We start from the raw sequence: 11,663 nt of genomic DNA on the forward strand, positions 1-11,663 counted from the left end.
CGTGCGGCACGTAGACGGGCCGGCCGACCACGTCGTCGTGATCGGCGTCGGGCTGGCGGGGCTTTCGGCGACCCTGCACCTGCTCGGCGCGGGACGACGCGTCACGCTGCTGGAACAGGCCGGCGTCCCGGGCGGGCGCGCCGGGCAGGAGAACTTCGACGGCAACGCCGTGGACACCGGCGCGAGCGTCCTGACCATGCCGGAACTCCTCGAAGAGGCGTTCGCCGCGGTCGGCGAACCGCTGGCCAAGAACCTGCGGCTGACCAGGCTGGACCCGGCGTACCGGGCCCGGTTCGCCGACGGCCGCGAGCTGGCGCTGCACACCGACGGCGACGCGATGGAGGCCGAGATCCGCGCCTTCGCCGGCGCTCGCGAGGCGGCGGGCTACCGGGCGCTGCGGCGCTGGCTGACCGAGCTGTACGCCGTGCAGAAGGACCGGTTCCTCGCGACGAACTTCGACTCGCCGCTCGACCTGGCCCGTCCCGAGCTGGCGAAGCTCGCCGCGCTGGGCGGGTTCGGCCGGCTCGGCCCGCGCGTCGGCCGCTACCTGCTCGACGAGCGGGTCCGGCGGCTGTTCACCTTCCAGGCGCTCTACGCGGGCCTCGACCCGGCGACGGCGATCGGCGCGTACGGCGTCATCGCCTACATGGACACCGTCGGCGGCGTCTACTACCCCGAAGGCGGGATGGGCGAGATCGGCCGCGCGATGACCGGTGCGGCGGCCCGGGCGGGCGCGGACGTGCGGTTCGGCACCGAAGCCGCGTGGCTCGAGCGGGTCTCGTCGCGGGTGCGCGCGGTCCGGACGCGCTCGGGCGAGCGGATCGCCTGCGACGCCGTCGTCCTCGCCACCGAGCTGAGCGCGGCCTACCGGCTGATCGGCGCGCGGCCCCGGCGACCGGTGCCGCTGCGGTACTCGCCCTCGGCCGTCGTCCTGCACGGCCGGACGACGCGGGCGTGGGACCTCGGGCACCACACGATCTACTTCGGCGACGCCTGGGAGCGGACGTTCGCGGAGATCATCCGCGAAGGGAAGCTCATGAGCGACCCGTCGCTGCTGGTCACGCGGCCAACGGCGACCGACCCGGGGCTGGCCGGGCGCGGCGGCGAGATCGTCTCGGTGCTCGCGCCGGCGCCGAACCTGCGGCGCGGGCCGATCGACTGGGAACGCGTCCGCGAGCCATACCGCGAAGAGCTCCTTCGCACGCTCGAAGCGCGCGGGCTGACCGGCTTCGGCGACGAGTTCACCGTCGACGAGACGATCACCCCGGCGGACTGGGCGGCCCGCGGGCTCGCCGCCGGGACGCCGTTCTCCCTGGCGCACACGTTCGCGCAGACCGGCCCCTTCCGGCCGGCCAACCTGGTGCGCGCGGCGGGCAACGTGGTGCTCGCCGGCTGCGGCACCACCCCCGGCGTCGGCATCCCGCCGGTGCTCATCTCCGGACGACTGGCAGCGGAAAGGATCACCGGCCGGTGAACGAACTCGACGCGGCGGGCATCACCGAGCCCGCCCTGCGCGCCGCCTACACCGAGTGCCGCCGCATCAACGCCCACCACGGGCGCACGTTCTTCCTCGCCACCCGGCTGCTGCCGGCGCGGGCCCGGCCGGCCGCGCACACGCTCTACGGGTTCGCGCGGATGGCCGACGAGCTGGTCGACAACCCCGAGCCGGGCAGCGATCCGGCGGTGGCCCTGGACCGGGTGGCTTCGCTCGTCGACGTCGTCTTCGACGGCGGCACCCCGGACGACCCGGTGCTCGCGGCGCTGGCCGACACGGTGCGCCGGTACGGCCTCGAACGCGACCTGTTCGATGCGTTCCTGAAGTCGATGCGGATGGATCTCCACCCGATCGAGTACCGGACGTTCGCCGAACTGGGTGAGTACATGTACGGCTCGGCCGCGGTGATCGGGCTGCAGATGCTGCCGGTGTTCGGCACAGTCGGCCCGCTCGCGGACGCCGCGCCCGGCGCCATCGCGTTGGGCGAGGCGTTCCAGCTGACGAACTTCCTGCGCGACGTCGGCGAGGACCTCGACCGCGGCCGCCTCTACCTGCCGACTTCGGAGCTGGCCGCTTTCGGCGTCTCGCGTGAGCTGCTCGAGGCGAGGCGGCCCGACCCGCGGATCCGGGCGGCGCTGGCGTACTTCGTCGCGCGGACGCGGGCGGTGTACCGGCGGGCCGGCGCCGGGGTCGCGTTGCTGCGCCCCGAATCGCGGCCGTGCGTGCGGACGGCGTTGACGCTGTACGAAGGGATCCTGGACGAGATCGTCGCGCTGGACTACGACATCCTCACGCGCCGCGCGGTGGTGCCGAAGTCCCGCAGGCTGGTAGTCGCGCTACCACCCTTGGCCACGGTCTGGGCGCGCGAGACGCTCCGGAGCGGTCGTAGGCTGCGGTCATGACCAATCGACCGATCCGGATCGGGCTGCAGCTCCAGCCGCAGCACGCCGACTACGACACCATCCGGCGCACCGCCTCGGCCGCCGAGGACCTCGGCGCCGACATCGTCTTCAACTGGGACCACTTCTACCCGCTGTACGGCGATCCCGAGGGCGCGCACTTCGAGTGCTGGACCATGCTCGGCGCGTGGGCGGAGTCGACGTCGCGCGTGGAGATCGGCGCGCTGGTGACCTGCAACAGCTACCGCAACCCCGAGCTGCTGGCCGACATGGCCCGCACGGTCGACCACATCTCCGGCGGCCGGCTCATCCTCGGCATCGGCTCGGGCTGGTTCGAGAAGGACTACGACGAGTACGGCTACGAGTTCGGCACCGCCGGCGGCCGGCTCGACGACCTGGCCGAGTCGCTGCCGCGCATCGAGTCGCGCCTGGGCAAGCTGAACCCGGCGCCCACCCGCAAGATCCCGGTGCTCATCGGCGGCGGCGGCGAGAAGAAGACCCTCAAGCTGGTCGCGAAGCACGGCGACATCTGGCACGGCTTCGGCGACCCGGAGGTCGTCGAGCGCAAGGTGAAGATCCTCGACCAGCACTGCGCGGACGTCGGCCGCGACCCGGCCGAGATCGAGCGGTCGTGCGGTGTCCAGGGCGAGCCGGACGAGCTGGGCCCGAAGCTGCTGAGCCTGGGCGTCACGACGTTCACGGTCGGCGTGGGCGGCCCGGACTACGACCTGGGCGCCCTCAAGTCGTGGATCGCCTGGCGCGACAAGACCACCGGCTGATCACCCTCGCGCCCGGTGTGCGGCGACGCGTTCGCGGGTCGCGCACCGGGGCGAGCAGAACTTCCGGGGACTTCCCCCTCCCGTGTGGGCGAACGGCTTCCCGCACGACGGCGACGCGCACAACCCTCCGGGCACGTCCTGGCGCTCGGCCAGCAGCGAAGCCAGCCCCAGCGCCGACGACGTCACCAGCCAGGCGCCCCAGGGGCCGTCGTCCGCCGCGTCGGCGTGCAGGTGCCAGCCGTAGCCCTCTTCGTGGTCCGTCAGGCGCGGAGGGCCCGCGTACGCGGCGAACAACGCGTTGAGCACCGAAGCCGCCGTAGCCACGTCAGGCGCCGCGAAAACCGCGCGCAGCTCCACCGCCGCCGCCTTCAGTTCGGCCACGTCCGCAGCCGACAGCCGGACGTCCGGTTCACCGTGCGCACGCAAGACACCGGCGACCGCGTCCGGATCGGCGTCGAAAAGCAACACACCCAGCAGGTCGACCGCGCGCTGCACGGAATCCCGGTGCGGAAAGGCCATATCTCACTGTAACGTCTTGCTGATGCTAAGGCGTTACCTGGTCGGAGCAACGCTGGCGCGGACCGGTGACGAGCTGTCCGGCCCCGCTCTCCTCCTGCTCGGCCTTCAAGAAGGCCCGTACGCCGGTGCCGCGCTGCTCGCCGGCCTGACCGCGGCCGCCGCGGTGGGCGGGCCGGTCTTCGGGGCGTTCCTCGACCGCAGCCCGGCGCCGGGACGGCTGCTGGCGGCCGCCCTCGCCGGGTACGCCGGCGGGATCGCCCTCATCACCGCCGTCTTCGGGCACCTGCCGCTCGGAGCCACCATCGCCATCAGCGTCGTGATCGGCCTGCTCAACCCGGCCATCGCCGGCGGCTGGACCGCTCAGCTGCCCGCCGTCGCCGGGCCGAAGCTCCAGAAAGCCAGCCGCCTCGACGCGCTGACGTTCACCGCCGCCGCTCTCGCGGGTCCCGGACTCGCGGGGCTACTCGGCGGCCCGCTCGGGCTGGGCGTGGCCGTCGCCCTGGTCGCTGCCGCCGTCCCGGTGGCGTGGACCCTCCCTAGAAAACGTCCCACGACCACGACCCGCCTCAAGGACGGCTTCACGGTCCTCGTGCGCAACGCCCCGCTGAGGCGGGCGACGCTGGCGTCGGCGATCTCCTGCGCCGGCATCGGGATGGTCACCGTCTGTTATCCGCTGCTCGGCGCGGCTCACCTCCGCGGCCCCGCCGACGGCGCCCTGCTGATGACGGTGCTGGCGACCGCGTCCCTGCTGGCCAACGTGGTTTTCACGCGACGCCCGCTGCCGTGGTCCCCGGACCGGACGGTCTGGCTGAGCACGCTGGTCCTGGCCGTGAGCGCGACCCTGGCCGCGCTCGCCCCCACCCTCGCGGGACTGGTCCTGGCCGCGGCGACAGCCGGGTTCGGCGAAGGACCGCAGCTCACGGCGTTGTTCGCGATCCGCCACCGCGAAGCGCCGGAGCACATCCGGGCGCAGGTGTTCACGACGGCGGCAAGCGTGAAGATCACCGGGCTGGCGGCGGGAGCGGCCCTCGCCGGCCCGCTGGCCGCGTGGTCGCTTCCGGCGTGCCTGGTCACGGCCGCGGCAGTCCAACTGGCCGCCGCGGCGACCTATCTTCGCAGGTCAGAACGCCATCGCTTGCGCGCGGCGCTTCACCTCCGTGCCGTGGCTGGTGCGCAGGGCGTTGACCGGGGTGTTGCCCGGCAGGCTCTCGTCGGTCTCGAAGAGCCACCGCAGCATCTCGGTCCGGGAGAACCCGGCGTCGGCGAGCACGGTGATCGTCCCGGCGAGGCCCTTGACGACCCCGTCCTTGACCAGGAAGGCACCGGGAACGCACAGGTCGCCGTCGCGCTTGAGGGCGATCAGCTGCCCGTCGCGCAGCATCTGGCGAACCTTGTTGGCCGACGTCCCGAGGGCTTTCGCGACCTCTCCCACGGGGAGGACCGCGATGGCGGTGTCGAGCACGTCGTCGGCGACAGGAATCCCACTCACAGGTGACACTCTGCCACATTCCGCACGCACGCCCGTTAGTGCGCACGGGTGACCCGCGAGGTCTCCTGCACCAACCGTGTGCGGTTCCGTACGATCCATACTCGTGACTCGCACCCAACCCAGCCTGGTCGGCACGCTCCTCGAGCGGCGCTACCGGGTGGACCGGCTGCTCGCGCACGGGGGGATGTCCTCCGTCTACCGGGGAACGGACACCCGGCTGGACCGTCCGGTCGCGATCAAGATCATGGATCCGCGGTTCGCCGACGACCGGTCGTTCGTGGACCGGTTCGTGCGGGAGGCGCAGTCGGCGGCGCAGCTGCACCACCCGCACGTGGTGGCGGTGCACGACCAGGGCTTCGACCTGCCCCAGGGCGCCGAGTCCGGGCTCGCGTTCCTGGTGATGGAACTGGTCGACGGCGGGACGCTGCGCGACCTGCTGGAGGACCAGGGCCCCTTGGACATCGCGCTGGCGCTGAGCGTGGCCGAGCCGGTGCTCTCGGCGCTGGCTTCCGCGCACCGGGCCGGGCTGGTGCACCGGGACGTCAAGCCGGAGAACGTGCTGATCGGCCGGTCCGGGCCGCACACCGGCGGCGTCGTGAAGGTCGCCGACTTCGGCCTGGTGCGGGCCGTGGCCAGCGCGGGCACGACGAGCTCGAGCGTCATCCTGGGCACGGTCGCCTACCTGTCGCCGGAGCAGGTCGAGACGGGCGCGGCGTCCTCGCAGGGCGACGTCTACTCGGCCGGAATCCTCCTCTACGAAATGCTCACCGGGCAGGTGCCCTACACCGGCGACACCGCGATCTCGGTGGCGTACCGGCACGTGAACGACGACGTCCCGCGGCCGAGCGCGCTGCGCCCGGACCTGCCGCCGGCGCTGGACGAGCTGATCACCCGCGCGACCCGGCGGGACCCGGCGCTGCGCCCCGCCGACGCCGGGGAGTTCCTGACCGAGCTGACGGCGGTGCGCGCGCAGCTGGGCCTGCTGCCGGTGACCGTGCCGGTCCCGGTCTCCCACGGCCAGGGCGACCTCGCCGACACCGAGCGCACGCTGCCGCGCATCCCGCAGGTGCCGGACACCGAGAAGACGATGCCGGTGCACCGCCCGAACGCGACGCGGGCGCTGAGCCACCCGGGCACCCCGCCCCCGGGCATCACCCAGCAGATCCCGCCCGTGCGGCCGCCGGTGGCGCGGCGCCGCAGCGACCCGGAGCCGGACAAGCCGAAGGACAACCGGAAGCGGATCGCCCTGATCGCCGCGGCGGTACTGCTCTTCGGCGGGCTGATCGTGGCGTTCGCGTTCATCCTCACCGACACCGGCGGGGACAAGACCGCGACCGTGCCGAAGCTCGTCGGGCTGAACCAGGCCGCGGCGGGCGACGCGCTGCGGTCGGTGAAGCTGAACCCGCAGTTCAGCCAGGAGTACGACAACACCGTGCCGTCGAACACCGTGCTGCGCGCCGAGCCCGCGGCGGGCACGCCGCTGCAGCCGAACTCGACGGTGTCGGTCGTGCTGTCGAAGGGCCGCCCGGCGGTGCCGGACATCCGGCCGGGCACCGCGCTGCCCGACGCCGAGCAGGCGATCAAGACCGCCCAGCTGACCCCGGTCCGCGGGACGGACGACTTCGACGCCGACGTCCCGCAGGGCGCGGTGATCCGCACCGAGCCGGCCGCGGGCAGCCAGCTGAACATCGGCGGCCAGGTCACGATCATCGTGTCGAAGGGCCCGATCCCGCTGCCGCCGGTCCCGGACGTCGCCGGGCGGAGCAAGGACGAGGCGTTCCAGCTGCTGCAGCAGGCCGGCTTCGAGCCGTTCCAGGCAGGCGAGGAGTTCAAGCAGGACGTCCCGGGCGGCGCTGTCACCCGGACCGACCCGCCGGCCAACGCGCAAGCGAAGGCGAAGCGGATCGGCGTTTTCGTCAACAACGCCGTCCAGGTGCCGGACGTGCGGTTCCGCTCGTTCGACGACGCCCAGAAGATCCTCGAGCAGGCCGGGCTGCAGGCCGACCGCGACGGCGGCCGGGGCCGCGGCAACGGTGGCGGCGGCTTCGACTTCGTCTTCCAGCAGGACCCGCAGCCGGGCACGTTCGTGCAGAAGGGCAGCAAGGTCAAGCTGAAGGGCTTCGGGGGATGATCGGCAACCGAGGCCGGGTGACCGGCACGATCGGTCCCGGTCTCATCGGCGAGGTGCTCCTGAACGTCCGGGGCGGCACGGAGGCGTTCTACGCCTACCCGGCCGACCCGGACGCGACCTTCGCCTCCGGCACCCAGGTGCTCGTGGTCGACTTCGAACCTCCCCGCACGGTTTATGTCGAACGGTGGCAACCGCTGGCCCGTTGACGGCGTCGAAGGGCTACCAACGACAGACGCAACAACTGAAAACCGAGGGGTGTGGGAGGCCAATGAACATCCTGCTGATCGTCGGCATCGCCGTCGTGGCCGTGATCGTCATCTTCGGACTGCTCCGGATCCTGTACCGGGTCGCGGAGCCGAACGAGGCGCTGATCGTGTCCGGCTGGGGGATCCGGGTGGAACGCAGCGAGACCGCGGACAGCCTGGGCTTCAAGATCATCACCGGCCGCGGCGTGAACGTCATCCCGGGCTTCCAGACCGCCCGGCGGCTGTCCCTGGACACCCGGGGCGTCAACCTGCAGGTCTCCTGCGTGACCCGGCAGGGGCTGCCGGTCACCGTGCGCGCCGTCGTGATCTACAAGGTCGGCGACGACTTCTCGTCGATCGCCAACGCCGCCCGCCGGTTCCTGGACCAGCAGAAGGGCATGAACGACACGATCCACGAGCTCTTCTCCGGGCACCTGCGCTCGATCGTGGGCGGGCTGACCATCGAGGAGATGATCCACAACCGGGACGCGCTCACCGGCGAGGTGCGCCAGTCCTCGGCCACGGAGATGATCAAGCTCGGGCTGATCGTGGACTCCCTGCAGATCCAGGAGATCGACGACGAGTCCGGCTACATCCTGAACCTGGGGAAGCCGCACGCGGCCGCGATCGCCGCGTCGGCCCGCATCGCCGAAGCGGAACGCGACCAGGAGGCCACCGAGGCCGAGCAGGTCGCGGCGGCGAAGCGCGCCGCCGCCATGCGCGAGAGCCAGATCAAGCAGGCCGGCTACCAGGCCGAGGTCGACCAGGCCAAGGCGAAGGCGAGCCAGTCCGGCCCGCTGGCCGAGGCGACGGCGCGGCAGGAGGTCGTCGTCCAGGAGACGCGGGCGGCCGAGCTCGAAGCGGCGCTGGCCGAGCAGCGGCTGCAGTCGCAGGTCCGCAAGCCCGCGGACGCGAAGGCCTACGACACGCGGACGTCGGCCGATGCCGCTCGTGACGCTTCGATCGCGAAGGCCCAGGCCGAGGCGAAGGAGACCGAGCTGCGGGCCGCGGCGGACGCGACCCGGGTGAAGACGGCCGCCGAGGCCGAGGCCCAGGCCACGAAGGCGCGTGCCGAGGCGATGGCGGGCGCGACCCGGGCGACCGGTGAGGCCGAGGCCGCCGCGGCCAAGGCCCGCGGTATCGCCGAGGCGGAGGCCGCCAAGGCGAAGGGTCTCGCCGAAGCGGAGTCGGCCCGGGCAAAGGGCCTGGCCGAGGCGGACGCCATCAAGGCGCGCGCCGCGGCGCTGGCCGAGAACCAGGAAGCGGTCGTCGCGCAGCAGCTGGCCGAGCGCTGGCCGGAGATCGTCGAGGCGGGCGCGAGCGCGTTCGGCAACATCGACCACATGGTCGTGCTCAACGGCGCCGACGGCATGTCCGACATGTTCGCCAAGGCGCTGTCGCTCGGCGGGACCGGTCTCGGCCTGGCCCGGCAGCTGATGGACGCCATGGGCAAGCCGGTCGAGAAGGAGCTCGACGAGCCCGCCCGGCGCAACGGCGAACTCAAGTTGAGCGACTGACAGTTCACGCTGCGTACGGCCCTTGTGTCCCGGATCACGGGAGGCAAGGGCCGTACGCCCGTTCGGGGGCGGAAATTCCCGGGCGGTTGTCCTACCGTGGGCGCATGGTGCCGGACAGCGGGTCGCGGGCCGTCCGATGAGCTTCTTCACCGGCGGCCCCCGCGAGCGTCCCCTGTTCCCCGTTCCGGAGCAGGAGCTCTACGCGTTCAACGGACGGCACTGGACCGATCCCCCGCGCGAGCACATCGTCCCGGCGGTGCTGCCGTGGGCGCAGCCGCTGGGCCGGTCCGAGCGCACGATCGTGGCGCTGCGGTCCGTCGAGGTGTGGCCGCAGTCGCTGACACTGCGCATCACGGTGTTCTCCCGGGACAGCCTGGTCGACGACCCCGGCGAGGGGCTGATCGACCACCGGCGCAAGCCCGACTACAACGGGCTGCTCATCGGCGTGCTCTACGCCGACGGCAGCCGGGCGAGCTCCGAGACGATCTCGGTGCCGTCCGCGTCCGAGCCGGAGGACCCGGTGCTGCGGGCGCAGCCCGTCGGCGGCACGCGCTTCGCCGTCGAGCACGAAGTGTTCCTGTGGCCGCTCCCAACGGCCGGCCCGCTGAAGCTGGTCGTGCAGTGGACGGACCGCGAGATCCCCGAGACGCGCACGACGCTCGACGGCGGCGCGATCCGGGCCGCGGCGAAGGACGCCGCGGAAATCTGGCCGGGGCTGGGCAAGCGGCAGGTGAACGGCCTGCCGGTGCGCCGCGTCGGCAAGCAGGTGGCGCTCACCCCCGAATGGGGGACCCCGGTGGCGCGGGCGGAAGAGCCCGGGTCCACCCCCGCGGAGTAGCGCGTTTCCCGATCTGTGACCCCGGGCACCGGCGGCCGGGGTATCTCGAATGGATGAACGGGGTGGGCAGTTAGCGTCGTGGAAACACTTCGACCACCCGCCCGTCACGTCGGGCTGGTGCAGTGCTTTCACCGGGGCGCCGCCCCGGGCCGGGGCTCCGCCACCGGACCCCGAAAGACGCTGGCTCCTCCCCTTCCGACGCACGTGGCCGTGCACACCCGCGAACCCGGAAAGGTCGCCCATGGCAGGCTCTCCGCTCAGCGCCCTCGACGTCGCTTTCCTTTGCCTGGAAAGCGAAACCTCCCCGATGCACATGGGGGCGGTGGTCACCTTCACCGCCCGTGGCCCGGTGGACCCCGCCGCGGTGACCGCGCTGCTGGCCGAGCGTGCCGCCCGGCTGCCGAAGCTGCGCCAGCGGGCCCGCGCCGAGCTGTTCCCGCCGGGGTCGGCCAGCTGGGCCGAAGACCCGGAGTTCGTTGCGGCGGACCACATCCACCACGAGACGCTGAGCTCGCTGTACGAGCCGGACCCCCTTTCCGCGTACGCGTCGCGGTGGATCGCCGAGCCGCTCGACACGTCCCGGCCGCTGTGGCACCTCACCCTGGTCACCGGACTGCCGGACGGGAAGTTCGCGCTGCTGCTGAAGCTGCACCACGCGCTCACCGACGGCGCCGGCGCGTACGCGGTCGCGGCCGGCCTGCTCGACGGCGTCAAGCTGCCGGAGCGGATCCCGTCACGGCCGATCCCGGCGCCGCGGTCCACTTTGGACACGGTGAAGGACACCCTCGGCACCGTCTGGGGCCAGGCGAACGAAGCCGCCGGCATCGCCTCGTCGGTGGTGCGGGCGACCCGGCCGACGCTGTCACCGGTGTCGGCACCGGCCTCGGCCGAGCGACGGCTCGGGTTCGTGCGGCTGCCCCTGTCCGAGCTGCGCCAGGTGCGCAAGGCCCACGGCGGCACCACCAACGACGTCGTGCTGGCGGTGCTATCCGGCGCACTGCGCGAATGGCTGGTGAACCGCGGCCACCGCGCCGACGGCCGCACGCTGCGCGCGCTGATCCCGGTGAGCGTCCGCGGCCGGGCGGGCGGCCAGGTGGGCGGCAACAAGCTGTCCGGGTACCTGTGCGACCTGCCGATCGGCGAGGACGACCCGGCCGAGCGGCTCCGGGTGGTCCGCCGGGCGATGACCCGCAACAAGGCGGCCGGCCCGAGTCGCGGCGCGGGCGCGCTGCCGCTGCTCGCCGACCGCGTCCCGCCGCTGCTGCACCGGCTGGGCACCCGCGCCGCGGGCCAGGCGGCGCCGCTGCTGTTCGACCTGGTGATCACGACGGTGCCGGTCCCCCCGGCCCGGCTGTCGATCGACGGCGCGCCGCTGGCGGAGATCTACCCGTTCGTCCCGCTGGCCCCGCGCCACGCGGTGGGCATCGCGGTCGCGACGTACCGCGACTCGGTCCACATCGGACTGCAGGTCAACGGCGCGGCGGTGCCGGACGTGGGCTCCCTGCGCGACGCGGTCGTGAAGTCGATGGACCGCCTGCTCGACGCTTCCTGACCCGGTCCGGAGCGCCCCAATGTGGCGTTGGTTGCTCCATCCATGCCCCCGCCACCACCCTCAACGGAGGCGCTTCGCGCCGCAGTGCTGATTCACAACGCACCCAATGTGGCGTTCGGTGCGTCACACGCACCGCACGCCGTCCCCAGACCTGGCTCGCGACGAGCGACGACCCGGAAGCGCTCACGACCGGCGGCTA

At 72.8% G+C, this 11,663-nt stretch carries 11 protein-coding genes; 8 read left to right on the plus strand and 3 right to left on the minus strand.

Annotation, left to right across the window (positions count from 1 at the left end):
• The first annotated feature begins 1 nt into the window (after position 1).
• From crtI to AB0M59_RS46050, 3 genes are read left to right on the plus strand one after another with little or no spacing between them, the layout of a single operon-like run.
• Positions 2 to 1,474: a phytoene desaturase family protein gene (gene crtI, locus AB0M59_RS46040; RefSeq protein WP_364628335.1), complete on the plus strand. Its 1,473-nt coding sequence runs from the start codon at positions 2 to 4 to the stop codon at positions 1,472 to 1,474.
• Positions 1,471 to 2,397: a phytoene/squalene synthase family protein gene (locus AB0M59_RS46045; RefSeq protein ID WP_364628337.1), complete on the plus strand. Its 927-nt coding sequence runs from the start codon at positions 1,471 to 1,473 to the stop codon at positions 2,395 to 2,397. Before crtI ends, AB0M59_RS46045 begins: the two co-directional genes overlap by 4 nt.
• Positions 2,394 to 3,173, plus strand: a complete 780-nt coding sequence (locus tag AB0M59_RS46050; RefSeq protein WP_364628339.1) for an LLM class F420-dependent oxidoreductase — start codon at positions 2,394 to 2,396, stop codon at positions 3,171 to 3,173. Before AB0M59_RS46045 ends, AB0M59_RS46050 begins: the two co-directional genes overlap by 4 nt.
• Here AB0M59_RS46050 and AB0M59_RS46055 read toward each other — a convergent pair whose 3' ends face one another.
• The 3 genes from AB0M59_RS46055 to AB0M59_RS46065 all read right to left on the minus strand — a co-directional run bounded on the left by AB0M59_RS46055 (position 3,174) and on the right by AB0M59_RS46065 (position 5,181).
• Entirely contained in the window at positions 3,174 to 3,692 is a 519-nt protein-coding gene (locus AB0M59_RS46055; RefSeq protein ID WP_364628341.1) for a CGNR zinc finger domain-containing protein, read from the minus strand. It abuts the gene before it with no gap.
• Positions 3,693 to 3,717: 25 nt separating this feature from the next.
• The gene (locus tag AB0M59_RS46060; RefSeq protein WP_364628342.1) at positions 3,718 to 3,975 is read right to left on the minus strand and encodes a hypothetical protein; all 258 of its coding nucleotides are present in this window, start codon (positions 3,973 to 3,975) and stop codon (positions 3,718 to 3,720) included.
• An 837-nt stretch (positions 3,976 to 4,812) separates the two neighbouring features.
• A complete protein-coding gene (locus AB0M59_RS46065) occupies positions 4,813 to 5,181 on the minus strand; it encodes an Rv2175c family DNA-binding protein (RefSeq protein WP_364628344.1) in 369 nt (122 codons plus the stop codon).
• Between the two features lie 103 nt (positions 5,182 to 5,284).
• Between AB0M59_RS46065 and pknB the strand changes: the two genes are divergently transcribed.
• From pknB to AB0M59_RS46090, 5 genes are all read left to right on the plus strand, one after another.
• Positions 5,285 to 7,312, plus strand: a complete 2,028-nt coding sequence (pknB, locus tag AB0M59_RS46070; RefSeq protein ID WP_364628346.1) for a Stk1 family PASTA domain-containing Ser/Thr kinase — start codon at positions 5,285 to 5,287, stop codon at positions 7,310 to 7,312.
• The gene (locus tag AB0M59_RS46075) at positions 7,309 to 7,518 is read left to right on the plus strand and encodes a hypothetical protein (protein ID WP_364628348.1); all 210 of its coding nucleotides are present in this window, start codon (positions 7,309 to 7,311) and stop codon (positions 7,516 to 7,518) included. The genes pknB and AB0M59_RS46075 overlap by 4 nt, the downstream gene beginning before the upstream one ends.
• A gap of 62 nt (positions 7,519 to 7,580) precedes the next feature.
• Positions 7,581 to 9,074 (plus strand): SPFH domain-containing protein, encoded by a 1,494-nt coding sequence (locus tag AB0M59_RS46080; RefSeq protein WP_364628350.1) that lies wholly within the window; start codon positions 7,581 to 7,583, stop codon positions 9,072 to 9,074.
• A 136-nt stretch (positions 9,075 to 9,210) separates the two neighbouring features.
• The gene (locus AB0M59_RS46085) at positions 9,211 to 9,912 is read left to right on the plus strand and encodes a hypothetical protein (RefSeq protein WP_364628352.1); all 702 of its coding nucleotides are present in this window, start codon (positions 9,211 to 9,213) and stop codon (positions 9,910 to 9,912) included.
• Positions 9,913 to 10,153: 241 nt separating this feature from the next.
• On the plus strand, positions 10,154 to 11,464 hold the full coding sequence (locus AB0M59_RS46090; RefSeq protein ID WP_364628354.1) for a wax ester/triacylglycerol synthase family O-acyltransferase: 1,311 nt from the start codon (positions 10,154 to 10,156) through the stop codon (positions 11,462 to 11,464).
• The last annotated feature ends 199 nt before the right edge of the window (positions 11,465 to 11,663 follow it).

The organism is Amycolatopsis sp. NPDC051371, from assembly GCF_040682155.1.
Classification (GTDB): Bacteria; Actinomycetota; Actinomycetes; order Mycobacteriales; family Pseudonocardiaceae; genus Amycolatopsis.